This window comes from Vreelandella jeotgali Hwa (assembly GCF_000334215.1).
Lineage (GTDB): Bacteria > Pseudomonadota > Gammaproteobacteria > Pseudomonadales > Halomonadaceae > Vreelandella > Vreelandella jeotgali.
In genome coordinates, this window is sequence record NZ_AMQY01000010.1 from 203,327 (window position 1) to 227,631 (window position 24,305).

The 24,305-nt window shown below is 62.2% G+C and carries 22 protein-coding genes, 1 pseudogene and 1 CRISPR repeat array; of the genes and pseudogenes, 16 read left to right on the forward strand and 7 right to left on the reverse strand.

Features of this window, described 5'->3' with window-relative positions; genetic code table 11:
- The first annotated feature begins 42 nt into the window (after window positions 1–42).
- The 9 genes from casA to C793_RS0103225 all read left to right on the forward strand — a co-directional run bounded on the left by casA (window position 43) and on the right by C793_RS0103225 (window position 9,726).
- Window positions 43–1,821: a type I-E CRISPR-associated protein Cse1/CasA gene (gene casA / locus C793_RS0103185; protein WP_026106080.1), complete on the forward strand. Its 1,779-nt coding sequence runs from the start codon at window positions 43–45 to the stop codon at window positions 1,819–1,821.
- Window positions 1,818–2,480, forward strand: a complete 663-nt coding sequence (gene casB / locus C793_RS0103190) for a type I-E CRISPR-associated protein Cse2/CasB (RefSeq protein ID WP_017429511.1) — start codon at window positions 1,818–1,820, stop codon at window positions 2,478–2,480. The genes casA and casB overlap by 4 nt, the downstream gene beginning before the upstream one ends.
- Before the next feature lie 55 nt (window positions 2,481–2,535).
- On the forward strand, window positions 2,536–3,624 hold the full coding sequence (cas7e, locus tag C793_RS0103195; protein WP_017429512.1) for a type I-E CRISPR-associated protein Cas7/Cse4/CasC: 1,089 nt from the start codon (window positions 2,536–2,538) through the stop codon (window positions 3,622–3,624).
- A 12-nt stretch (window positions 3,625–3,636) separates the two neighbouring features.
- Window positions 3,637–4,389, forward strand: a complete 753-nt coding sequence (cas5e, locus tag C793_RS0103200; RefSeq protein ID WP_026106081.1) for a type I-E CRISPR-associated protein Cas5/CasD — start codon at window positions 3,637–3,639, stop codon at window positions 4,387–4,389.
- Entirely contained in the window at window positions 4,389–5,078 is a 690-nt protein-coding gene (gene cas6e / locus C793_RS0103205; protein WP_017429514.1) for a type I-E CRISPR-associated protein Cas6/Cse3/CasE, read from the forward strand. The genes cas5e and cas6e overlap by 1 nt, the downstream gene beginning before the upstream one ends.
- Before the next feature lie 9 nt (window positions 5,079–5,087).
- On the forward strand, window positions 5,088–6,023 hold the full coding sequence (gene cas1e / locus C793_RS0103210) for a type I-E CRISPR-associated endonuclease Cas1e (RefSeq protein ID WP_017429515.1): 936 nt from the start codon (window positions 5,088–5,090) through the stop codon (window positions 6,021–6,023).
- 4 nt (window positions 6,024–6,027) lie between these two features.
- Complete coding sequence (cas2e, locus tag C793_RS0103215) at window positions 6,028–6,321, forward strand: type I-E CRISPR-associated endoribonuclease Cas2e (RefSeq protein ID WP_017429516.1); 294 nt, start codon at window positions 6,028–6,030, stop codon at window positions 6,319–6,321.
- 110 nt (window positions 6,322–6,431) lie between these two features.
- Window positions 6,432–7,558: direct repeats of the CRISPR family, unit length 29 nt; unit sequence CCGATCCCCGCACTCGCGGGGATGAACCG.
- Window positions 7,559–7,755: 197 nt separating this feature from the next.
- Window positions 7,756–9,162, forward strand: coding sequence for a glutamate--ammonia ligase (gene glnA / locus C793_RS0103220; RefSeq protein WP_017429517.1), 1,407 nt, complete (start codon window positions 7,756–7,758; stop codon window positions 9,160–9,162).
- Between the two features lie 18 nt (window positions 9,163–9,180).
- Window positions 9,181–9,726, forward strand: coding sequence for a DUF4124 domain-containing protein (locus tag C793_RS0103225; RefSeq protein WP_026106082.1), 546 nt, complete (start codon window positions 9,181–9,183; stop codon window positions 9,724–9,726).
- Window positions 9,727–9,756: 30 nt separating this feature from the next.
- On the opposite strand, the pseudogene C793_RS13475 reads toward C793_RS0103225, so the two are convergent.
- A pseudogene (locus C793_RS13475) lies at window positions 9,757–10,502 on the reverse strand (ChaN family lipoprotein).
- Between C793_RS13475 and C793_RS14555 the strand changes: the two are divergent.
- The gene (locus C793_RS14555) at window positions 10,398–10,625 is read left to right on the forward strand and encodes a hypothetical protein (protein WP_017429520.1); all 228 of its coding nucleotides are present in this window, start codon (window positions 10,398–10,400) and stop codon (window positions 10,623–10,625) included. The pseudogene C793_RS13475 and the gene C793_RS14555 overlap by 105 nt on opposite strands.
- A gap of 66 nt (window positions 10,626–10,691) precedes the next feature.
- Here C793_RS14555 and C793_RS0103235 read toward each other — a convergent pair whose 3' ends face one another.
- Window positions 10,692–11,219 carry a YqiA/YcfP family alpha/beta fold hydrolase gene (locus tag C793_RS0103235; protein ID WP_017429521.1) on the reverse strand — a complete coding sequence of 176 codons (528 nt, stop codon included), beginning with the start codon at window positions 11,217–11,219 and terminating at the stop codon, window positions 10,692–10,694.
- A 193-nt stretch (window positions 11,220–11,412) separates the two neighbouring features.
- Between C793_RS0103235 and C793_RS0103240 the strand changes: the two genes are divergently transcribed.
- The 3 genes from C793_RS0103240 (at window position 11,413) to pncB (ending at window position 13,795) form a co-directional block, all read left to right on the forward strand.
- Complete coding sequence (locus C793_RS0103240; RefSeq protein WP_017429522.1) at window positions 11,413–11,739, forward strand: GIY-YIG nuclease family protein; 327 nt, start codon at window positions 11,413–11,415, stop codon at window positions 11,737–11,739.
- Window positions 11,740–12,000: 261 nt separating this feature from the next.
- Entirely contained in the window at window positions 12,001–12,360 is a 360-nt protein-coding gene (locus C793_RS0103245) for a hypothetical protein (RefSeq protein WP_017429523.1), read from the forward strand.
- Window positions 12,361–12,595: 235 nt separating this feature from the next.
- Complete coding sequence (pncB, locus tag C793_RS0103250; RefSeq protein ID WP_017429524.1) at window positions 12,596–13,795, forward strand: nicotinate phosphoribosyltransferase; 1,200 nt, start codon at window positions 12,596–12,598, stop codon at window positions 13,793–13,795.
- A 27-nt stretch (window positions 13,796–13,822) separates the two neighbouring features.
- On the opposite strand, the gene C793_RS0103255 is transcribed toward pncB, so the two are convergent.
- Window positions 13,823–14,761 (reverse strand): AEC family transporter, encoded by a 939-nt coding sequence (locus C793_RS0103255; RefSeq protein WP_017429525.1) that lies wholly within the window; start codon window positions 14,759–14,761, stop codon window positions 13,823–13,825.
- A 258-nt stretch (window positions 14,762–15,019) separates the two neighbouring features.
- On the opposite strand from C793_RS0103255, the gene metF reads away from it, so the two are divergent.
- Window positions 15,020–15,862, forward strand: coding sequence for a methylenetetrahydrofolate reductase [NAD(P)H] (gene metF, locus C793_RS0103260; RefSeq protein WP_017429526.1), 843 nt, complete (start codon window positions 15,020–15,022; stop codon window positions 15,860–15,862).
- A 96-nt stretch (window positions 15,863–15,958) separates the two neighbouring features.
- Here metF and C793_RS0103265 read toward each other — a convergent pair whose 3' ends face one another.
- The 4 genes from C793_RS0103265 to prlC form a co-directional block, all read right to left on the reverse strand.
- Window positions 15,959–18,139 carry a TRAP transporter permease gene (locus C793_RS0103265; protein WP_017429527.1) on the reverse strand — a complete coding sequence of 727 codons (2,181 nt, stop codon included), beginning with the start codon at window positions 18,137–18,139 and terminating at the stop codon, window positions 15,959–15,961.
- Window positions 18,140–18,233: 94 nt separating this feature from the next.
- Entirely contained in the window at window positions 18,234–19,208 is a 975-nt protein-coding gene (locus C793_RS0103270) for a TAXI family TRAP transporter solute-binding subunit (RefSeq protein ID WP_156804873.1), read from the reverse strand.
- Between the two features lie 490 nt (window positions 19,209–19,698).
- The gene (locus tag C793_RS0103275) at window positions 19,699–19,953 is read right to left on the reverse strand and encodes a YheV family putative zinc ribbon protein (RefSeq protein WP_017429529.1); all 255 of its coding nucleotides are present in this window, start codon (window positions 19,951–19,953) and stop codon (window positions 19,699–19,701) included.
- A 72-nt stretch (window positions 19,954–20,025) separates the two neighbouring features.
- A complete protein-coding gene (prlC, locus tag C793_RS0103280) occupies window positions 20,026–22,074 on the reverse strand; it encodes an oligopeptidase A (protein WP_017429530.1) in 2,049 nt (682 codons plus the stop codon).
- Window positions 22,075–22,314: 240 nt separating this feature from the next.
- Here prlC and C793_RS0103285 point away from each other — a divergent pair, with 240 nt between their 5' ends.
- Both C793_RS0103285 and C793_RS0103290 read left to right on the forward strand, forming a co-directional pair.
- Complete coding sequence (locus tag C793_RS0103285) at window positions 22,315–23,655, forward strand: sodium-dependent transporter (RefSeq protein WP_017429531.1); 1,341 nt, start codon at window positions 22,315–22,317, stop codon at window positions 23,653–23,655.
- A gap of 55 nt (window positions 23,656–23,710) precedes the next feature.
- On the forward strand, window positions 23,711–24,250 hold the full coding sequence (locus tag C793_RS0103290; RefSeq protein WP_017429532.1) for a gamma carbonic anhydrase family protein: 540 nt from the start codon (window positions 23,711–23,713) through the stop codon (window positions 24,248–24,250).
- Window positions 24,251–24,305: the final 55 nt, after the last annotated feature.

Here is a 24,305-nt window from a genome sequence, read left to right on the forward strand (position 1 = left end):
GGTAGCAAGAACCTTTTTGAACCTTAATGAACAAGGAAAACTATGAATCTGCTCAATGGTGCGTGCTGGCTACCATGCCTAATGCGCGACGGCACGGTGGAGTATCGGCCGCCAGCGGATATGGCGAATCCTGACGTTATCAACCTGGCCTGCCCCCGGGCAGATTTTCAGGCGGGGGCCTACCAGTTTTTGCTGGGACTCTTGCAAACGGCGCTGCCCCTTGCCGATCACGGCGAGTGGCTGGACTACCTGATTGAACCGCCCAGCCCTGATGCGTTACAGGAAGCGTTTGCGCCGCTGGAGAGCGCCTTTGAGCTGGACGGCGACGGCCCGCGTTTCATGCAGGATAAAGATCCGCTGGAAGACGGAAACGCCACCACGGTCAGCGCCCTGCTGATCGACGCGCCTGGGAAAAACACGCTTAAAAATAATAAAGACTTTTTTGTCAAACGCGGCCGGGTAGATGTGATGTGTGAAGCCTGTGCGGCGCTGGCGCTGTTTACCATGCAGGCCAGTGCGCCTGCCGGTGGGAGGTGTCACCGAGTTGGTCTCAGAGGCGGCGGGCCGCTGACCACCCTGGTGATGCCCGAATCCGCCGATGCTAGCTTATGGAAGCGCCTTTGGCTCAACGTAGTGCCCTCAAAAAAGCTGATTCAGCAAGGGCAAAACTGGACTACGCCGCACCCGGAAGACCCTGATTTGTTCTTCTGGATAGCCGATACCCGCATCAGCGACAAAAAAGGCACCGAAGTATTGCCTGAGCAGGTGCATCCGCTGCATGCCTACTGGTCAGTGCCGCGGCGTTTTCGGCTGCTGTTTGAACAGGACGAGTGTAGGTGCGATCTCTGCGGACGCGAAGTTGACCAGATAGTGAGGCAGGTACGCAGCATAAATCAGGGCGCCAACTACGACGGCCCCTGGCAGCACCCGCTAACGCCGTACCGGCGTGATCCCAAAAAGCCAGCGAAGCCGCCTTGGTCAAAAAAAGCCCAGCGCGACGGTCTGGGCTATCGGCACTGGTCAAGCTTTGTACTGAGTGACTATGACGGCAGTGGCGCGCTGCCGGCCGCCGTAGTCACGGATTACATCAGCCATAAACAAAAGTTGGTCGATGAATCGTACCGCTGGGGCGATGATGTGCCGGGGCTGTTAAAACAGATGCGAATCTGGGCCAGCGGATATGATATGGAAAATATGAAGCCCCGCGGCTGGTACAGCGTGGAAATGCCGCTGATTAATCTTCCCCCATCGAGCCAGGACATCTTGCGGGCATGGGTTCAGCAGCTGACCGGACTATCGCAGCAGGTGGCAAGCGACACGCGAAAGCAGATAAAAGCGGCCTGGTTCAAGCGTCCTGCCGATGCCGATGCCGATGCCGATGCCAAGGCCAAGGCCAAGGCCAAGGCCAAGGCCAAGGCCAAGGCCAAGGCCAAGGCCAAGGCCAAGGCCAAGGGTGATATGAGACAGGTCGATAAGCAGTTTTTCTCGGTCACCCATGATGCCTTTTTCCACACGGTGTCGCGCCTGGCTACCATCTTGCAGGAAGAGGCAGAGACGACTGCTATACCGGCAGACATTGCCCAGAGCTGGTATTTGTCCCTGCGCCGTCAGGCTTTCGCAATATTTGATGACCAGGCACTGAGCGGCGCCCAGGAAAACATGAACTGGCAGCGCGCAACGGGCGCACGCCGTCAACTGCAAGGCTTTTTAAGCGGCCGTAGTAAAGGCAGCAAGACGGTCAAGGATTTCATCAGCCAGCATGGCTTTGAGCCGACGGCCAAAGCGGATAAAACATCGTTAACGCAAGGAGGTGCGGCATGAGTGAAACGGCCGAAGCTGATAGCCCGCAGGAGCGGGGCATTGTCGGCGAGCAGGAGCTTAAATCGCTGGCGGCGCTGTCGCTTGATGAAGCCGTCGCTGTACGCCGCTGGTGGCAGCGGCTAGCGCTTTCTCCCGTGGAACTGGAACAACTGACGCCGCAGCCAGGTCTGCCCAGAGGCGTACGAGCTGGTCTTCGCCGCTGCGATACGCTCGATACCGCTTTGCTGACCCAAGCCTTTCGCGAATTGTGGCGCATATTGCCGGAGGCAACGAGAGAGGCGTCTTTTATGGATGCCAATCTGGAGAAGTGGAGCTCCATCGCATTAGTGCTTGCCGAGTTGCGTGCCGAAACGCCGAATAAAGCCCTGGCGGCAAGGCTGGGTCAGCAGGCACCTACCGGAAAGCCCATTATGAGTGAGTTGCGCTTTCAGCAAATTCTGGCCTGCCGCACGCCGGACGAGTTGGTGCAGCGTTTAAGGCGTGCGCTGGCGTTGGCCGGGCGCAGCGAAGTGAGCGCCGTCCGACTGGCCGATGTTGTGGCCCTCTGGTGGCGCGAATATCGCAGCGGGTTTTCAGCGCGGCCCACCCATCGCTTCGGCTTCATCCTGGCCAACGACTACTTCGGCGCAACGGCGGGCTATCACCATGAGGATACGTAACCCGCTTTAGCGAGATTATTTCTATCTTGTTCTTTTATTCCACAGGAAGTGAACCATGAGCCATTTTATCCAGTTGCATTTACTGACCTCCTACCCACCCGCCAACCTCAACCGTGACGACCTGGGGCGGCCTAAAACCGCGCTGATGGGCGGTGCCAAACGACTGCGGGTGTCTTCGCAGAGCCTGAAACGTACCTGGCGCACGTCTGACCTGTTCGAAGAAGCGCTGGCCGGCCATGTGGGCACCCGCACCAAGCGGCTGGGTAAAGAAGCATACGGTCAGTTGGTTGAGAAAGGTGTTAAAACTAAAACGGCCGCCGCCAGCGCGAAAAAAATTGCCGGCGTGTTCGGCAAGCTGCGCAAAGCCGGCAAGGATGAAGCTCACGAGTTTGAAATCGAGCAGCTGGTTCACGTCGGGCCGGAAGAGCGGGAAGCGGTCAGTCAGCTAATCGCTACTCTGGTGGCTGAAGGTCGTGAGCCGGAAGGCGACGAGCTTGAGCTTTTGCGCCACAGGCCAGCCGCAGCAGACGTAGCGCTGTTTGGCCGCATGCTGGCCGCCGTGCCCAAATATAACGTAGACGCAGCCTGCCAGGTGTCCCATGCGATTACCGTGCATGCCGCCGAGGTAGAAGACGACTACTTTGCCGCCGTGGACGATTTGAACATGGGTGATGAAGACCGCGGCGCGGCGTATATCGACGAGGCCGGATTCGGTGCCGGGTTGTTTTATACCTATGTTTGCATTGACTGTCAGCAGCTGGTCGAAAACCTGAATAATAATCAGGAGCTGGCTGACAAGGCGATCGCCGCGCTGGTGGAAGCCGCTGTCAAGACATCACCCAAGGGCAAGCAAAACAGCTTTGGTTCTCGGGCGCGTGCCAGCTACGTGTTGGCTGAGAAGGGCGGTCAACAGCCGCGCTCGCTTTCCATTGCCTATTTGCGTCCGGTTAACGGCCAGGATCAGTCGCTGGATGCCATCCAGCGGCTTGAAGCTCAGGCCCAGGCGTTTGATAACGCCTACGGTGCCGGCGCTGATAGCCGTTTTATCGTATCCGCGGAACCCGCCTACAGCGCCACCCAGCTGACCGGCAATGCCAGGCAGGGCAGCCTTGAAGAACTGCTCGCTTTTTTGCGCGACCAGTAAAACGAGGCTGATATGACGGAATATCTGGTATTTCGGCTCTATGCCCCCCTGGCAAGCTGGGGAGAAGCCGCCGTCGGTGAAACGTGGCCTACGTCGACCTACCCGGGAAAGAGTGCGTTGCTCGGACTGATCGGCGCAGCGCTAGGGGTTCGCCGTGAAGACGATGCAGGGCAAAAGGCACTGCGTGAAAGTTTTTCGGTCGCGGTAAAGCAGCGCTCGGAAGGTACGTTGATGCGCGATTACCACACAGTGCAAGTGCCGCCGACAAAAGCAAAGGTGCGTTACAGCACGCGCAAGGACGAGCTGAGCGCCCCAAAGAGTGACCTCAATCCGATACTTTCGGCGCGGGATTATCGCTGCGATGGCCTTTGGACCGTAGCATGCTGGCTAACCCCTGAGTCCCGCTGGACGCTAGCTGAACTTCAGCAAGCGTTGGAAATGCCGCACTTTTGTCTTTATCTGGGTCGCAAGGCATGCCCGCCGGCAGCACCGCTGGCGCCGAAAGTCGTCGCCTGCTCAACCCTGAAAGACGCGCTGGATAGCGAATTTCCACCGCTGAATGGCCGTAATGAGGCCGTCGAAAAAGCCTTACGGCTATCGGGGCGTGCCTTGTACGCCTGGGAAGGCGATATCCATCACCTTGACGGCAATGCGGAAGGCGTGGAGTACAACGATATTTGGGATATGCCGCTGAACCGCCGTCGCTGGCAGTTTGGCCCGAGGCTCGAATATCGTCGAGCCATGCAGGACAAGGAGAGTTGCTGATGTATCTTTCGCGCGTCAGGGTCGACCTGAATAACCTCTCTCGTTCCATGCTGTTCAACGTCATGGCCGGAGAGGCCTATAGCGCCCACCAGCTATTGTGGCGGCTGTTTCCCGAGCATGATGGAGAGCGCCCGTTTCTGTTTCGTCAGGAAATGGACGAGACCGAACACGAGTCCGTACCCAAAGGGTTGCCGTTGTTTTATGTGCTTTCGCCAAAAGAGCCGGTGTCTGTTGAGGGGTTGCTGAGCGTTGAAAGCAAACCCTTCGCTCCCGATTTGAGGGTAGGGGATCGGCTGGCTTTTCGCCTGCGTGCCAACCCCACCGTAGCAAAGGCAGTAAACGGCAAGCGTGGGCACCGCGCCGATGTACTCATGGCCGCTAAAAAGCCTTTTTCCCGTGATCAACGCAAAAGCCTGGAGTGTCGGCAGGCCATGGACGATGCCGCCAGGGCCTGGCTCACCCAGCGTGCATCAGGTGCCGGCTTTACCCTTCCCGTGAAGCCCGAACTGGGCGCCTATCGTCAGCATGTGTTGAACAAGGGAGGCGATCAGCAGGTGCAGTTTTCTTCCGTGGACTATGAGGGCTTACTTGAAGTGCAAGACCCCGCCGCTCTCATGGAGACGTTGGCAAACGGGCTGGGTCGTGCCAAGGCATTTGGCTGCGGGCTGTTTCTGCTGCGTCGACCCTGAGGAGACAGCATGGGCTTTATACCGCTAAAGCCCATCCCCGAGAAAGATCGCATGTCGATTATTTTTATCGGGATGGGGCAAATTGATGTGCGTGACGGCGCGTTTGTGGTGATTGACGATGTCAATAGCGAACGCATGCATATTCCCGTGGGCTCGGTAGCGTGTTTGCTGCTGGAGCCCGGCACGCGTATTTCACACGCCGCTGTCAAACTGGCGGCAACGGTCGGTACGCTTTTGATTTGGGTCGGGGATGCCGGGGTCAGGCTATACAGTACCGGCCAGCCCGGGGGCGCTCGGTCGGACAAACTGCTGTATCAGGCCAGGCTGGCGCTGGATGATTCCCTGCGGCTAAAAGTGGTGCGCAAAATGTTCGAGCTGCGCTTTGGTGAAGAACCGCCATCGCGACGTAGCATCGAACAGTTACGCGGTATCGAGGGCTCGCGGGTACGTAAAACCTACCAGCTGTTAGCTAGGCAATACGGCGTCAAATGGCAAGGGCGACGCTATAGTCAAACGGATTGGAGCGCGTCTGACGTGCCCAATCAGTGCCTTTCGGCTGCCACTGCCTGCCTTTATGGCATTACCGAAGCGGCGATTCTGGCCGCCGGCTATGCGCCGGCAATTGGTTTTTTACACACGGGTAAGCCGCTAAGTTTTGTCTATGATATTGCTGATATCGTCAAGTTTGAAACGGTGGTGCCCGCCGCTTTTCGAGTGGCGGCACGCAATCCGCCCAAACCGGAGCGAGAGGTGCGCGTGGCCTGCCGGGATGCGTTCAAGCAGGCGCGCCTTCTCCAGCGCTTGATTCCCATGATTGAAGAAGTGCTGAGCGCCGGCGAGATCGATCCGCCGCTACCCCCGCCCGAAGCCGTTCCGCCTGCCATCCCCGAGCCGCCTGCCATCCCCGAGCCGCCTGCTATTGGCGATGCCGGCCACCGGAGTTGATGCAATGGCAATGCTGGTTGTGGTGACGGAAGCGGTACCTCCCCGTATGCGCGGCCGCCTGGCTATCTGGTTGTTGGAAGTGCGAGCCGGTGTCTACGTGGGAGACGTCAACAAGCGCATTCGGGAAATGATCTGGGAGCAAGTACTGACACTTGCCGAAGATGGCAACGTCGTTATGGCCTGGGCGAGCTCGCATGAATCGGGCTTCGAGTTTCAAACATACGGCAGTAATAGACGGCAACCCATTGATTATGATGGATTAAGGCTGGTGCGATTTCTTCCGGAAGAGCGTAACTAGCTGTTTTAAAAAAATCTTTAATAATTCAGCTTAATGAAAAAAGGGGCAAAATAGCCGGTGAAATTTCTGCCGGCTCATTTTCCTTTGTAAAACAGATGACTATAATTAGTCCGATCCCCGCACTCGCGGGGATGAACCGGCTTCTGTACATGCGTGGGTTTCACCTCGGTCCCGATCCCCGCACTCGCGGGGATGAACCGTCGTCGCCCATTTCCTCGATGGATGCCATCAGCCGATCCCCGCACTCGCGGGGATGAACCGTGCGCAGTGTTGGTGCCGGCAGTCGGTACAACCCGATCCCCGCACTCGCGGGGATGAACCGACATTTTGGCGGGTGCGTTGGTTTTCATGGCCCCGATCCCCGCACTCGCGGGGATGAACCGACCGGGCAGCAATACCAGACCGTTTCGGGCGCCCGATCCCCGCACTCGCGGGGATGAACCGCCCGCGAGAGCAGCGGCAACAGCGTCTCCCGGCCGATCCCCGCACTCGCGGGGATGAACCTTCAGATAAGAACAGCCCCGGGGGCAATGAAAACCGATCCCCGCACTCGCGGGGATGAACCGAAACGTGGCGCTCTGCCCGTATGGGGCGATTCCCGATCCCCGCACTCGCGGGGATGAACCGGTAGAACGAAGCGACCCAGCCGGAGAAATACCCCGATCCCCGCACTCGCGGGGATGAACCGCAAGAACGACCAGCTCTCCGCCAGCGCTGCGCCCGATCCCCGCACTCGCGGGGATGAACCGGCCGAGTCGTCCTGTTCGATGGCGTTGAGCCGCCGATCCCCGCACTCGCGGGGATGAACCGCACACCTGATTGATGAGGCGCAAGCCGCTATGCCGATCCCCGCACTCGCGGGGATGAACCGTATTGCCGCAAGGGCAGCAAGGTGTACGTGGACCGATCCCCGCACTCGCGGGGATGAACCGTCAGTGATGGGTACGTGGCGCATGATGGAAAACTGATCCCCGCACTCGCGGGGATGAACCGCCAGCCGGGGCCGCAAGGTCACCAGCATGGTGCCGATCCCCGCACCCGCGGGGATGAACCGCCCGTCATACAGATAGGCCACAATCAGGGCGTCCGATACCCGCACCCGCGGGGATGAACCGAGTGAAGCTATAGATTTGCTTAAAAGGATTATCCGATCCCCGCACCTGCGGGGATGAACCGTTTAACAGGTCATTTGTTCCTGATAGTTGTGCCCGATCCCCGCACCTGCGGGGATGAACCGCCCGCCATTGAGCGGGCTTTGCTGTGTCTGGGCCGATCCCCGCACCTGCGGGGTGCGTGTCAGGGTTGATGCTCAGGGGCACTGGCTGCTACGGGCAGGCTGCCTTTGACGGTTGGCGCCCCAACGTGCAATTTTTTGAAGCACCTGAAACAATAGGCGCGTTTTTAAGCTCAGCTACGCTTACCCCGGAGACGCTAATGTCAGCCAAAACGCTCGCCCTGATTGAAGAGCATGATGTGAAATGGATCGATATGCGCTTTACCGATACTGTCGGCAAGGAGCAGCACGTCACGATTCCGGCGCGGGACGTGGATGAAGACTTTTTCGAGGACGGTCAGATGTTTGACGGCTCGTCGATGGCCGGCTGGAAGGGCATCAACGAGTCCGACATGGTGCTGCGCCCGGAAGACGGCACGGCCTATCTGGATCCCTTTACCGAGGACGCGACCCTGGTGCTGCGCTGCGACATTATCGAGCCGGCGACCATGCAGGGCTATGACCGCGACCCGCGTTCGATCGCCAAGCGCGCTGAGGCGTTTTTGCAGTCGACCGGCCTGGGCGATACGGCGTTTTTCGGCCCCGAGCCGGAGTATTTCATTTTTGATGAAGTCCACTGGAAGACCGATATCCAGGGCTCGATGTACAAGATCACGTCGGAGGAAGGCGCCTGGTCGGCGGATCACGCCATCGAGGGCGGCAACTTGGGCCATCGGCCGCGGGTGAAGGGCGGTTACTTTCCGGTCCCGCCGGTGGACAGCTTCCACGATATTCGCGGGGCAATGTGCAACACCCTGGAAGCCATCGGCCAGACGGTGGAAGTGCACCACCACGAGGTCGGCACCGCCGGGCAGAACGAGATCGGCGTCAAGTTCAACACCTTGGTGAAGAAGGCTGACGAAGTTCAGGAAATGAAGTACGTGATCCACAACGTGGCGCACGCGTACGGCAAGACGGCGACGTTCATGCCCAAGCCGCTGGTGGGCGATAACGGCTCGGGCATGCACGTTCACCAGTCGTTCTGGAAGGCGGGCGAGAACCAGTTTGCCGGCGATGAATACGCCGGGCTGTCGGAAATGGCGCTGTACTACATCGGCGGTATTATCAAGCACGCCCGGGCGCTGAACGCCTTTACCAACGCTTCGACCAACTCCTACAAGCGCCTGGTGCCGGGCTTTGAGGCGCCGGTGATGCTGGCCTACAGCGCGCGCAACCGCTCGGCGTCGATCCGCATTCCGTATACTGCCAGCCCCAAGGGCAAGCGGGTGGAGCTGCGCTTCCCCGACCCCACGGCCAACCCCTACCTGTGCTTTGCAGCGATGCTGATGGCGGGCATCGACGGGATCAAGAACCAGATTCATCCCGGCGATGCCATGGACAAGAACCTCTACGACCTGCCGCCGGAAGAAGGCAAGCAGGTGCCCACGGTGGCCAATACGCTGGAGCAGGCGCTGCAGTCACTCAATGAAGACCGCGCGTTTTTGACCGAAGGCGGGGTGTTCAGCGAGGAGATGATCGATGCCTATATCGGCGTCAAGCAGGAGGAAGTGGATTATCTGCGCATGACCACGCATCCCGTCGAGTTTGATATGTACTACAGCTGCTGAATCGATGATCGGTACGCCATGACACCACAGCGTTTGGCGGGGGTTGGAGGGGTGTTGCTGGCCGCGATGGTGGCCACGCCAGCAGCTGCCGACAGCGTGTACCGCGTGGAAGACGACGCGGGCAACGTCACCTTTACCGACGATGCCGCTAGCGGCGGCCGCGAGATGACGCTGGAGCCGTTGCAGACGATAACGTCGTCGGCGGCGCCATCGTCGAAGTCGTCCAGGTCGTCGGATACTGCCGCCCCGTCGTCTCCGTTCATGCCCTACGATCGTTTTGCCATTGCCCGGCCGTCGGGCGAGGCGCGCCTGCCCGCCAGGCCCTTTGCCGTGAATATCGACGTCAGCCCGGCGCTGCGTGACGACCACCAGGCGCGTCTGGTGGTGGACGGCAGCGTTAGCCAGTCGGCGCTGCATAGCGAGGCGTTCTGGGTACCGCGTCTGGCGCCGGGCCGGCACCGCTTGAAAGCCGAGCTGCTGGATGCCGCCGGGAAGGTGCGCCATCGCACCCCGGTGGTCGAGGTGCGAGTGGTCGACAGCGATCGGGCATCCTCGGGCGGTTAACAGGGTCGGGCGATTAACAAGGCCGGGCGGTTAACGGATTTCCAGCCGCTCCATGAAGTCTATTGGTTGGGGCGCGGCTTCCAGCGCGTAGCGAGCATCGGCCAGCCCGGGCGTTGCCGGTTGGCAGCGGTCCGACGCCAGCGGCAATAGCGTCATTGGGTTGTTGATGCCGTGCTGGGCCAGCTGGTGCGCTACGCCGTTGTTGTGGCGCAGGTGCCCGGTGCCCATCAGCCCCACCACCAGCCGGTCGTCGTCGCTGGCGCCGGCCAGGGCGTCGGCCATGGCGGCATCCCAGGTGAGCTGCGCCTGGAGGAAGGTGTCGAATACCTGGCCGGCCGGATGGGCGTCGTAAATCCGGCGCAGGCGCTGGCGGTAAGCCCGACGCGGAGCGGACGGCGGCGCGATGCCGTGGCGCTCGTCGGCGGGAACGGCGTCAAAACCCTCGCGCGCGAGCCGGCGGCGCAGCGCCGGGGCGATGTTCAGGGCGCGTATGGGGATGCGATTCATGCGGGCGAAGTGAAAAATCGGCATGTACAGGGCCGGGTCGTAGCCCCAGGCCTCGCGCCAGCGGCTTTGCTTGAGTAGCTGCTCCTCGCTGAGCTTGCCGGCGACCCAGTCATCGAGCACCGGCTACGCGGGAGCATTTCCAGCCCGATCACCAGGTTATCGCGGTGGGCGGCGAGGCCGGCCAGGGTCTGGAGCTCGAAGCGGTGGTCGGCCATGCGGTCGTGGTGCTCGCCCAGCAGCACGACGTGCCGGTCTGCGGCCCGGGCCATGAGGTCGGGCGTGGAAAGGATGCGGTCGTCCTGCCACCACTCGCCCGGTGTCAGGCAGCGTTGATTATCCGCGTGGGCGTTGGCAACGGCGAGGAGCAGAAGCAGAGCCAGCAGCGGGCGTAGTCGATACATGGCGTGTCCCCTGGTGTGCGTAACGGCAGGAGTATGACACAGGCAGCGCCCGCGCCATCAGGCGTAGCGGACAAGGGCCTGGCAGTGGTGTAAAAACTGCTCGAAGTCGTCGAGGATCGTCGGCAGGCTCTGATGCAGGCGGTGGTCGTCGTCCAGCAGCCGCAGCGACAGGCGCTGGCGGCGGGCGTAGTCGATCACCGGGTCGGGTGCGATAACGTCGTCGCGCCAGCCGTGGATGATATGGGTACTGCGCGCCCTGAGCACGGGCGAGGTTTCCGGATAGTCGGCCAGCCCCAGCGCCGGGGCGAGGAGAAAACAGCCCAGCATGGGGTGTTCGGCGCCGAGCATGGCGCTGAGCCAGCCGCCCAGGCTGGACCCCGCCATGATGCAGCCGGCCGGATCGTCACCGCGCCGGTGCAGCGTGTCGCGCAGATGCTCCAGCCGCGCCCGAGGGTCGGGAAGATGGCGGTAATCCATGACGACGGGGTCAACATCGTCAAGCTTCTCGGTCATGCCCTTGAGCGCGTCCACCTTGAGCGCGCCCGGCCCGCTTTCCAGGCCATGAGACAGATAAACACTAATCATGGTCGCCCCGCGTGTGGGTGCCGATAAGCCGGCGTCGGGCGATCCGGCCGCCGGTGCTTGCCCCAAACCCTAGCGGGTTCGTCGCAGGCTGCCAAGCGGGGTTTTGGCTTCGTTACCGAGCTGATGGCGTTCGGGTGAGCCGCGGGCAGTGCGCCCGAGAGATGATTTTGCTGTCAGGCCGTCAGGGGGTGTCATGTTAGAAGCTGCCATGTCAGAAGATGCCATGAGTGACACGGCGTCAGCCGCCGGCGGGGTCTGGTATGTGTATTTGCTGGAATGCCGGCGGGGTACCTACGTGGGCATTACCAATGACCTGGCCAGACGCTATCGCGCTCACTGTGACGGCAGGGGCGCGCGCTATACCCGCGCCAATCCGCCGGTAGCGCCGCTGGGTGCCCGGCCGTTTGCCGACCGCGCCGCGGCCAGCCGTGCGGAATACGCGCTCAAGCAGCAGCGTGCGGCGCAGAAACGCGGCTGGGCGCAACGCTGGCCCTGGCCCGAGGATGCCCGGCCCGAGTGATGGCAAGCGGGCGCTCGGCCTTGCCGGGTTTGGCCTTCGCCGGGCTTGCCGCTACGCTATCAGGTAAGGCGGCAGCTTCGTCGCCGGGTAGAGTCGGCGCCGGGCGCGCCACGCCGGGCCGCAGGGATGACAATCGCGCCCGCTTCGGGCATGCTGGCAGGCTGTCCGGGCGCCATTGCGGGGCGGTGCTTTCAGGTAAGACACATCCAAGCAGGACACATTCAGGCAGGACACATTCAGGTAAACAAGGAGGGCAGGCCGGTGGCTGTTTACGGTGGCATTCAAGCGCACGAGCTGAGCTATTGGCTTGATGCGCTGACCCATGCAGCGTATGACCCGCGCCGCCCTCTGGCGAACGTTCACGGCGGTCGGTCCCGGGCCTGTACCGCTCGGCAGGATTTGCTGGATATTGCCGGCTGCTATCGTACCCAGCGCCAAAGTGCCGAGAGTGCCGCCGCCGATCTGTCTCGCTGGTGCCTGCGCTATCTGGATGAAGCCGAGTGGTACCGGCTGACCGGCGAGCCCGTTGAGGCCGCCGGCAAGCCCGACAGCCATGACGGCGGCTCGCATCAGTCAACGGCTCGGGCGCTGGATGACGCGCCGCGGCATCGCGTCGGCTAGCCAGCCGTCGGTGGCCGTGGGCCCCATCGGTAGCGATGCGGATTTTGCGTTTTTCGCTGTCATCTTTGCGTCTTTACCTTTTTGACCTTTTTACCTTCCACTCTTTGTTGTCTCTCCGTGCCGCATGGTCTATCCGTCATTGTTCGTCGAACCACGATGGCGCATTGTTATGCGTGTTTTTATGCTATTGACGACGTTTTTGCCCTAAACGTGTCCCTGTCAGGGAGTTTTTTGCATGGCAGCCACCTACCGCGCGCCGGAACAGGTTATTACCTCGCTGCTGGATACCGACTGGTACAAGCTCACCATGATGCAGGGCGTACACCACAAGTACGCCAACGCCAGCGTGGTATGGGAGTTTCGCTGCCGTAACGCCGAGGACCTGAGCCCCTATCTCGACGAGATACGCGACCAGGTCGACAGCCTGCGCTCGCTGGCGCTGACGCCGGCGGAGTCGGATTACCTGGGCAGCTTTGCCTATATGTCGCCGGATTTTATCCGCTTTCTCGAGCTGTATCGTTTCTGTCCCGACTATGTCGCCATGTATATGGACGGCAGTGATCTGTGCATCGTGATTGACGGCCCCTGGACGCACAGCATCCTGTTCGAGATCGTGATTCTGGCGATTATCAGCGAGGTGCGTAACCGCGTGCTTTACCCCGACGCCAGCGTGGATCAGGCGGTGGCACAGCTGCGCGACAAGTTTGCCGCGCTGCGCCGGGACTATACGCCGGACCAGCTGGCGGATTTTCGCCTGGCCGATTTCGGCACCCGGCGGCGGCTGTCGCAGCCGGTTCACGAGGCCGTTATCGAGGTGCTGGTCAACGAGTTTCCCGGTCAGTTCGTGGGTACCAGCAACGTGGATATCGCCCGGCGCTACGGGCTCGCGCCAATGGGGACGATGGCGCACGAGTGGGTCATGGCCCACCAGCAGCTGGGCAGCCGGCTGGTGGATAGCCAGCGTGCCGCGCTGGAAGCCTGGGTGCAGGAATACCGTGGCCACCTGGGCGTGGCGCTGACCGACACCATCAACATCGATGCCTTTCTGGCGGATTTTGACCTCTACTTTGCCAAGCTGTTTGACGGGCTGCGCCACGACAGCGGCGACCCTCTGGTATTTGCCGACAAGTGCATTCGCCATTACGAAGCGCTGGGGATCGACCCCATGAGCAAGACGCTGATTTTCAGCGACGGCCTGACCTTTGACGACGCCATGACGATCAAAAGCCGGCTGGCGGGGCGCATTCAGACCAGTTTTGGCATCGGCACCAGCCTGACCTGCGATCTGCCCGGCGTTAAGCCCATGAACATCGTGATCAAGATGGTGTCGTGCAACGGCCAGCCGGTGGCCAAGATTTCCGACGAGCCGGGCAAGGCCGCAACGCACGACCCGGAATACCTCCACTATCTCAAAAGCGTCTTCAATGTGCGCTGAGGTATCCGACCAGGGGCTGTCGAGGCCTCAGGCCAGCCCGGCGGCCTGCAGCATGGCGGTCAGATAAAGCGGGATGATCAGCGGGGCGAGCAGAGTCGTCACCAGCACCGCCAGCGCGCCTTTCTGCGGCTGTATGCCCAGCTCCATGGCGACCACCACCACGTTGGCGGCCATGGGCACCACGCCCAGCAGCAGAATCGCCATCGCCAGGTCCGGTGATAGCGTGAAGAACGTCTGCAGGACCAGCACCGTGGCCAGCGTGGCCAGCGGCCAGACGCCGTAGCGCAGCGCGGTGCAGGCGAGAATCAGGCGGGTATCCCAGGCGGCCAGCGTGACGTGGCTCAGGGTCATGCCGATAATCATCATGCCCAGCAGCGTGTAGGTGGCGGGAAAGACATCCAGCGAGGCCATCAGCGGCTCGGGCAGCGTGATATCCAGCTGGGCCAGCACCAGCGCGGCGATAAAGGCATACACCAGCGGCAGCCGGACGATCTTGCTCAGGCTCTGGCGAATGGAAAACTGCCCCCGGGCGCTCAAATAGAAGCCCAGGGTAAACTCGTACAGAGTGATGCCGAGGATGCAGAACAGGTACTGGGTGACGCCCGCCGGCGGCAGTACGATCAGCGCCACCGGCAGGCCGAAATAGCCGGTATTGCCGGTGCCCGACGAAAACGCCAGCAGCGCGCCTTCCTGAGCGCCGAAGCGGTGGCGGGTCAGCGCCCGCACGGTGAGGGCAATGGCGCTGGAGAGCGCGAAGAGAATCAGCGTCAGCAGCACATAGCCCGGCGTGGGGCCGCCGTTCATCAGCGCGCGGAAAAACGTGAACGGGGCGATGAGGTAAATCAGCAGCGTGGCGATGGGACGCGGATCGACCGCCAGCCGGCGGGCGGCAATAAAACCCAGCCCGACAAAGCCCAGCAGCATGAACAGCGGGCCGGCGAGCGCATCGAAAGCGAGATTATCCATCGTATTTCCTGATATCCGGTGGCTGTATGAGCGGAATTGAAGCACCGGCGTGAAATCTTTCATTGGCCGATGCGGCGGCAAACGCACAGAATAGCCGAAAGCCTCAGCGGCACAAGCCCGCCAATGCCACCAGGCAATAGATGAGGGCACTTTCCGGGCACAGTTCCCGGGCACAGTTCCCAGGCACAATTTTCCAGGCACAGTCCCGAAGTACAATTCCCAAGGACAATGCACAAGGACAATTCACAAGGACAACGTATGAGCAGCCCACAACATCCGCTGGGATTCAGTTTCGAGTTTTTCCCGCCCGGGACGGACGCCGGCCGGGAGAAACTCTGCCAGGCGCGGGATGCGCTGGCCAGCCGTCAGCCGCGTTTTTTTTCGGTGACCTACGGCGCCGGCGGTTCGACTCAGCAGCGTACCCGTGAGGCCGTTCGCGCCGTCGGCGAAAGCGGCATTACCACCGCGCCGCATCTGTCGTGCATCGGCAGCGACAAGGCCCAGCTGCGCGATCTGCTCGCCGAGTACCGCGAAGAAGGCATCGATAGCCTGGTGGCCCTGCGCGGCGACATGCCCTCGGGCATGGCGAGCATCGGCGAGCTGCGCTACGCCAACGAGCTGGTGGCGTTTATCCGCGAGGAAACCGGCGACCATTTCGAGATTGCCGTGGCCGCTTACCCGGAGTCCCATCCACAGGCGCCCAATCTGGATCGGGATGTGGAAAACTTTGCCCGCAAGATGCATGCCGGCGCCGATATGGCGATTACCCAATACTTCTTCACCGCCGAGGCGTATTTCCACTTCGTCGACAAGGCCCGGGCGCTGGGCGTGAAGCAGCCGATTATTCCCGGCATCATGCCCATCGTGAACTACACCAAGTTGGCGCGCTTTTCGGATGCCTGCGGCGCCGAGATTCCGCGCTGGATTCGCAAGCAGCTGGAAAGCTACGGCGACGACAGCGACGCCATCGGCGAGTTTGGTACCGAGGTGGTCTCCAGGCTATGTCAGGATCTGCTCGACGGCGGCGCGCCGGGGCTGCATTTCTATACCCTCAACCAGTCGGCGCCGGTGCTGAAGATTGTCGATAATCTCCGGGAGTGATCCTGGCTTTTGGCCCCGCATGCAGCGCAAAACCCCCGCTTTACATCGCGTAAAGCGGGGGTTTTGTTTTTCGTACCGCCGATCGGCGCGCGGGCGCTAGCCGGTGGCGACGGTGTTTTCGCTGTGATGCCGACGCTGGAGCACGAAGAGAGCGGCGCCCAGTGCGAGCCCGGCCACATCGCTATAGATGCCGCCGTAGATCATGCACACGGCGCCGACCAGCATGGCCAGGCGCTGCCATGCCTTGATCGGCCCGAAGAACCACGCCTGCACCATGCCCGAGAGCAGCACGATACCCAGCGTCGCGGTGATGCCCACGCGCAGTACCTGAAATATCGAGCCTTCCATCAGCATGGCCGGGCTGTAGAAGAACATGAACGGCACGATAAAGGCCGCCAGCCCGATCTTGAACGAGGCCACCGAGGTGCCCATGGCGTTATCCCCGGAAATGCCCGCAGCGGCGTAGGACGCCAGCGCCACCGGCGGGGTAATCGCCGAGACCACGGCAAAGTAGAAGACAAAGAAGTGCGCAATCAGCGGGTCAATGCCGATATCCACGAGCCCGGGGGCGACCACCGATGCGGCGACCGCATAGGCCGCGGTGGTGGGCATGCCCATGCCCAGCAGAATGGAAATGCACATGGCAAACAGCAGCGCCAGCAGCTGGCTGAAGCCGGCTACGCCCAGCAGCAGCGAGGAAAAGCGCGCCCCCACGCCGGTCAGCGAAATAACGCCGACGATAATCCCCGCGCAGGCGCACACGGCAATAATCTGAATCGCCATGGTGCCGGCCAGCTGTAGCGCCCGGAGAATTGCCGCCGGGCCCATCTTGTTGGGCGAAATCCAGCTCACGACCGCGGCCGAGGCGGTGGCCAGGGTGCCCGCACGAATTACCGAGTAGCCCATGAACAGCGCCACGATCAGAATGATGATCGGGGTAAACAGATAGACCTGTTTGACCAGGCGGCGAAACTGCGGGATTTCGTCCTTGCGCATGCCGCGCATGCCCTTGCGCGCGGCCTCGAAGTCGACCATGCAGTAGACCGAGAGGAAATACAGCGCCGCCGGAATGATCGCGGCGATGGCAATCTCGGTATAGGGAATGCCGGTAATCTCCGACATGATGAACGCCCCGGCGCCCATGATCGGCGGCATGATCTGCCCGCCGGTGGACGCGGCCGCCTCGATGGCGCCGGCGCTACGCGAGGGATAGCCGACCTTTTTCATCAGCGGAATGGTCAGCGAGCCGGTGGAGACCACGTTGCCCGCCGAGGTGCCGTTGATCATGCCCATCAGGCCGGAAGCAAAAATCGATACCTTGGCCGGGCCGCCCCGGGCGCGCCCCGCCGCCGCGAAGGCGAAATTGACGAAGTAATCGCCGACCTTCGAGGCCTGAAGGAAAGCAGCAAAGATAATAAACAGGATAATATAGGTCGACGACACCGCCGTGGTTGGGCCCAGAATGCCGATATCGGTGTAGACCTGGCTGAAAAAGCGCTGCAGCGACAGCCCGGGATAGCCCAGAAAGCTCGGCAGGTAGGGGCCGACGAACACATAGCCGAGAAAAATCGCCGCAATGATGACCAGCGCCAGACCGGCCACGCGGCGGGTCAGCTCGAGAATCAGCAGCGAGCCGGCAATCGCCGCCCAGGAAATCCCCGGCGGAGCGAACGACGTGCCGGTGGACATGCGGATGTTGGTGCTATAGACCAGAATCAGATAGCTGGCGCTGGCCAGCGCGCAGACGATAAGCACCAGATCGGGAGGATTGAAACGGCTGCGCGTTTGCCGATAAAACCAGCTCAGCACGATGCCGGCGGCGCTGGCGGCCATCAGCGGCAACCCGAAGTGAAAGGTTTCAATCGCCGGCTCGATGCGCATGGCGCTGCCGTCGAGCGTCTGGTGCATGAAAAACACCTGCAACAGCGCATAGCCGGCGGGTAGCAGCAGCGCCAGGCTCAGCCATTTCAGCCAGACGGGCGAGGCGTCGCGCTCGTTCTCGACAAAGGACGCGCCGGCATACAGCCCGTAGCCCAGCACCAGCGCACCGGCAATGTGGATGATGCGGTAGGTCCAGGTCTCCAGCGGAAAGATGTTCAGCGAGATCAGGTGGAACAGCGAATAGGCGATGGCCAGGCCGGCAAAGCCCCATAGCGCCCAGCCATGATACAGGCGGCGGTTGGATTCCACCGCGTCTTCATCGACGCCGTCGGCAATGGCCTCGGACGATTCGGCCGCGGCACGCTCATCGTTTGTGTGGTTGGCGTTGTGACTCATACGTCACCCTCAAGGCAGTACGAACAGGGAGGCAACAGCACACAGCCCTGCCCGGGGTGAACCGGCGCAGGGCTGTGTGGGCTTGCGGCAGGGTTTAGTCGATCATGTCCTCATCGATGTCGTAGCCGTTTTCCTTGTACCAGCGCGCCGCGCCCGGATGGAAGGGCAGTACGGTGTTCTGGTCGATGTTTTCCGGCACGGTGGTTTCCGCGCTGCGATGGATCGAACGCATCTTGTCGTTGTTTTCCATCGTCAGCCTGGTGACTTCGTAGATGAAGTCGTCGGGCATATCGCAGCTGGTCATGGCGAAGTTCCACATGGAGACCACGCGGGAGTCTTCTTCCAGAGTGGAGTAGGTGCTCGCGGGAATATCGAATTCCGCCACCGGGTAGTCTTCCAGCACGGTGTCAACTTCGTCCTGGGTGAACTCGATGATGTTGACGTCGGTCTGGACTTCCAGCTGGCTGACGGCAGGAATCGGGATGCCTGCGGCGAAAGCGATCACGTCCAGCAGGCCGTCCTGCAGCTGGCCGCCGAGGTCGGACCAGCCGCCGTTGCGGCGCTCGAAGTCGACGCCCAGCGTCTTGAGCATTTCGGGGAAGTAGGTGTCCGAGGTGGACGCGGCCGGGCCAAAGCCGATCTTCGCGCCGTCGGGAATGTCCGAAATGGACTCGATGCCCGAATCCGCCAGCGTCGTGATGGAAAACGGCGTTTCGTACATGGGGAACATGGCACAGACGTTGTCCATCTTGACCCCGGGGGCCAGCGGGCTTTCGCCGTTGAGTCCGGCGGCGGCCGGTCCCATCGTGGTCAGGCCGAAGGCCGCATCGCCGTTGTGGACCAGCGCCATGTTCTGGTTGGGGCCGCCGGTTACTTCGCCACCGCCGGAAATATCCAGCTCGTCGGCGATGAAGTTCGCCCAGCCGGAGCCGTAAACGTAGTAGGTGCCGCCCTGGCTGGCGGTGCCCACGGTAAAGCTTTCCGGCCAGTCGGACTTGTCGGCCTGGGCGCTGAACGCGGTGAAAAGGGCACTACCGGCAAGCAGCAGCGCGGTTGTCTTGTTTGTCATGCGCATGAGGTTCCCCGTTTTTCGCTGTTGGTATGGCATTCCGATGGATGGGCCAGCGTTGTAGATGGCCCGGCATCCGGCACAGCGTAGCAGTCGTTGATGGCGCCGCTGTGCCAATGCACCCTTATTCTGTGCGATTTTCATGCCAGTATGTAAACAATATAGATAAAACAGCATCTTATATTTATTATTTGGGCAGGTGAATCGAGGCGGCAGGCGGTATCGACGGCAGAAGCGCGTCATCCGTCCGGTAAACCACACGCACAAAACCCGCCACTGTGCGGCTTTCCGCACAGTGGCGACGGCTAGTGCGTTTTCACGGGACGGTTTTTACGAGACAGTTCACAAGACAGTTTCACGAGACGTTTTTCAAGGGACGTTTTTCACTGGACGTTGAGGCAACGGAGAGAGGCACTGGAGAAAGGCACCGGAGAAAACCGGCGCCGTCAGGGGGGCAAGAGCAAACGGGCAGGCGACCAGGCGCCCGACGTCAGGGCGAGGACTTGCCCGGGTCGAGGATCCGCACCGGCTCTACGTCGTCCTGGTGCTTCTGCTCTTCGCGTACCTCGTTCACGCGGGTGGTGAGCTCATCGGCGGGCTCGTCATCAATGGGCAGCTGCTCGAAAAAGTCGCAGTTAACGCAGTCACGGTAGCGGATGCCGTTCTGTTCCCAGGCGCGAATGCGGTCCATGGCGGCGCAGCGAGGGCAGACCACCCCGGCAATAAAGCGTTTCACGGATGACATCGACAACTCTCCTGCAGGTGTCGGCGCGGCGAAATGGAAGTCAGCCGCGCCGCAAAGTGGGCCGCCACCGGCTCAGGCGGCGGCAATGCCGCTGTGGCGCAGTAGCGGTTCGATGCTGGGCGCGCGCCCGCGGAAGGCGGCAAACAGCTCGGCGGCGTCCCGGGCGCCGCCCTGTTCGAGAATCTGTTGGCGAAAGCGCCGGCCGGTGGCGGCATCCAGCGGACCGGCTTCCTCGAAAGCGCTCCAGGCGTCGGCGGACAGCACTTCGGCCCACTTGTAACTGTAGTAGCCCGCGGCGTAGCCCCCGGCAAAAATATGCGCAAAGCCGTTTTGAAAGCGGTTGAATGGCGCCTGCGGAATAACCGCCACGCGCATGCGCACATCGTCCAGCAGCGCCTGGATATCGTCGGCGCCGGGCGCGGTATGCTCCAGGTGCAGGCGTAAATCAAACAGCGAGAATTCCAGCTGGCGGACCATGCCCATGGCCGACTGGAAGTTTTTGGCGCCTTGCAGGCGCTGGAACAGCTCGTCGGGCAGCGGCTCGCCGGTGTCGACGTGGCCGGCGATCAGGTCGAGCCCTTCGCGCTCCCAGCACAGGTTTTCCATGAACTGGCTGGGCAGCTCCACGGCGTCCCAGGCCACACCGTTGATGCCGGAAATATCGGCGATGTCCTGCCGGGTGAGCATGTGGTGCAGGCCGTGGCCGAACTCGTGAAACAGCGTGATGACTTCGTCGTGGGTCAGCAGCGCCGGCGCCTCGCCGATCGGCGGTGTGAAGTTGCAGGTTAAAAACGCTACCGGCAGCTGCAGGCCGTCCGGGGTTTGGCGGCGCACTCGGCAGTCGGCCATCCAGGCGCCGCCCTGCTTGCCTTCGCGGGCATAGAGGTCGAGATAGAAGCCGGCGATCGGCGTGTCGTCTTCGAGGATCTCGAAATAGCGCACGTCGTCGTGATAGCGCGGGACCCGGGTATTTTCGGCGAAGCGCAGGCCGTAAAGGCGCTCGACTACCTTGAACAGGCCGTCGATGACCCGGGGCGCGGGAAAGTAGGGGCGCAGCTGCTCGTCGGAAATCGCATGGCAGGCTTCGCGCCGCTTCTCGCTGGCGTAGGCGATGTCCCAGGGTTCCAGCGTTTCCAGGTCCAGCTCGCGGCGGGCAAAACTTTCCAGCTCGGCAAATTCCAGCTGGGCCTGGGGCACGGCGCGGCTGGCCAGGTCGTTGAGAAACGTCATGACCTGATTCGGAGAGTCGGCCATTTTGGTGGCCAGCGATAGATCGGCGTAGGTGTCAAAATCCAGCAGCCCGGCCAGCTCGTGGCGTAGCGCGAGGATTTCCTCCATGACCGGCGCGTTATCGAACTCGCCGGCGTTGGGGCCCTGGTCGGAGGCGCGGGTAATAAAGGCGGTGTAAACCTCCCGGCGCAGCTCGCGGCTGTGGGCGTGGCTCATCACCGGGAAAAAACAGGGGAAATCCAGCGTAATGCGGTAGCCGTCCACGCCCCTGGCGTCAGCGGTGGCCTTGAGCGTTTCCAGCGCGCTTTGGGGCACGCCGGCCAGCTCGCTGACGTCCTGAATATCCTTGTGCCAGGCCTGGGTGGCGTCGAGCACGTTGTTGGCGTACCGGTTGGAGAGCTCGGACAGCCGCGACTGGATGTCGCCGTAGCGCGCCTTGGGCTCGGGCGGCAGCGCCACGCCGGCGAGGCGGAACTCGCGCAGGGTGTTGTCCACGGTACGGCGCTGGCCTTCATTCAGCGTTTCCCAGGCGGGGCCGTCGCGCAGCGCCTGCCAGGCGTGAAACAGCCCGGCGTGCTGGCCCACCCAGGTGCTGAACTCGGACAGGCCGGCAATGCAGGCCTGGTAGGCGTCGCGCAGCTCGGGGGTATTCATGGTGCCGTTGAGGTGCGAGACCGGCGCCCAGGCCTGAACCAGGCGGTCGTTGATGGCCTCCAGCGGCGCGGCAAAGTTGTCCCAGGTCGGCGGGAGTTCCTGCGCCTGCCGGGCCAGCTCTTCGATGGCATCGCGGCTTTCGTCAATCAGCGCGGTAATCGCCGGCTCGACGTGCTCGGCGCGAATCTCGCCGAACGGGGGCAGCGTGTGGGTTTCAAGCAGCGGGTTGGCGGTCATACGTCCCTCGATTGGCCGGCGCGGGCGGCATTATATAGAAAGCATTGTCCCTGAACGTGCGGGCGGCCCCGGCCGGTTTCAATCCCCGGTTTGGCCTGAGGCGGGGCGCCTGCTAGGCTTGCGAGCCCTCCCGACGGTCGGTTCGGAGCAGCGGCAGGCGCCGGCTGCCTTGAGCCGTTAACCGGCTATCCATCATCGAGTTATCCATTATCAAGCTATTCATTTACAAGGAATCATGTCATGAGCGAAACGCTTGAGCGCTGGGGGTCAAAGCGTGCCTTCATCCTTGCCGTGACGGGAGCCGCCGTCGGCCTGGGCAATATCTGGCGCTTTCCGTACATTGCCGGGGAGAACGGCGGCGCGGCGTTTTTGCTGGTGTACGTGCTGTTTGTGCTGCTGCTGGGGATTCCGGTGATGATGGCGGAAATCCTTGTCGGCCGCGCCGGACGACGCGGCCCCATGGGCTCGCTGGGGGCGCTGGCCGTGGAGGCCGGCGCGTCGCGCCACTGGCGCTGGCTGGGGCTTTTCGGCGCGCTGACGGTGTTCTGTATTCTGTCGTTTTATTCGGTGGTGTCGGGCTGGTCCATCGAGTTTCTGGTGGCGTCGGTCAACGGCCGCTTCAACGGCGCCACGGCGGCGGAGGTGGGCGCCGGCTTCGAGGCGTTTCTGGCCAACCCCGGGCTGCTGGTGTTCAACCATACGCTGTTTTTGCTGATGACCCTGTCGGTGGTAGCGGCCGGCGTGGCCAAGGGGCTGGAGCGGTTGAACAACCTGCTGATGCCGCTGCTGTACCTGCTGTTGCTGCTGCTGGCGGCCTACGCCGCGACCACCGAAGGCTTCGGCATGGCGTTGGAGTGGCTGTTCAAGCCCTCGTTTGCGGCCATTACGCCCGAGGTGATACTGCATGCCATGGGTCATGCCTTCTTTACTCTGGCGGTGGGCGCCTGTGCGCTGATGGCCTACGGCGCTTACATGCCCGACGATCAGAGCCTGCCCAAAGCGGCGGTGACCGTGGCGGCGCTGGATATCAGCGTGGCGCTGCTGGCGGGTGTGGCGATTTTTTCCGTCGTGTTTGCCCAGGGCATGGACCCCGCCGACGGCCCGGGGCTGATGTTCGTCACCCTGCCTATCGCCTTTGCCGAGCTGCCCGGGGGCGCGTTCTGGCTGGCCGTTTTCTTTCTGTTGCTGCTGCTGGCGACCTGGACCTCGGCGATTAACCTGGCCGAGCCGATGGTCGCCACGCTTCAGGATCTCGGCCTGACCCGTGGGCGTGCGACCTGGCTGGTGGGCCTGGGCGTCTGGCTGCTGGGCTTGCTGTCGGCGTTTTCGTTCTCGACGCTGAGCGATTTCCGCCCGTTTCTGGGACGCAACGTCTTCGAGCTGGTCAGCAGTATTCCGCCGGATATCTTTCTGCCGCTGGGCGGGGTGCTGACGGCGATATTTGCCGCCTGGGTCATGCCCCGGCAAGCCGCCGGGCAGGCGCTGGGCGTCGGCGCCCGGGGCTTTGCGCTGTGGCAGGGCGTGGTACGCTGGATTGCCATACCGCTCACGGTGGTGGTGCTGTTGAGCGCATTTTTCTGATCCATCCGGCGCGGCGCCTTGATCGCCCGGCCGAAATTGTCTACGGGGAGGTTGTATGACGGCTGCCATTCGCTCGTTTCAGGGCACTGCGCCGCGCCTGGGCGCGCGGGTTTACGTGGATCCGGCCAGCGTGGTAATCGGCGACGTGACGCTGGGCGATGATTGCTCGGTCTGGCCAATGACGGTGATTCGCGGTGACATGCACCGCATCCGTATCGGCGCCCGGGTGAGTATCCAGGACGGTAGCGTGCTGCATATTACCCATGCTAGCGACTTCAATCCGCAGGGGTTTCCGCTGACCGTGGGCGATGACGTCACCGTGGGGCACAAGGCGATTCTGCACGGGGCGACCCTGGGCAACCGGATTCTGGTCGGCATGGGAGCCACCGTGATGGATGGCGCAACGGTGGACGACGAGGTCATCATCGCCGCCGGTGCGCTGGTAACGCCGGGCAAACACCTGGCCAGCGGTTATGTATACGCCGGCAATCCGGCGAAGCCCATGCGCCCGCTCAAGGACAGCGAGCGGGCATTTTTTACCTACACGGCGGGCAACTATGTCAGCCTCAAGGACCGCTTTCTCGCGGACGCCTAGCCTGCCCCGAGGCGTCTCCTGTGGGCGCCTTTGTGTCTCAGCGCTCCGCTGTTCT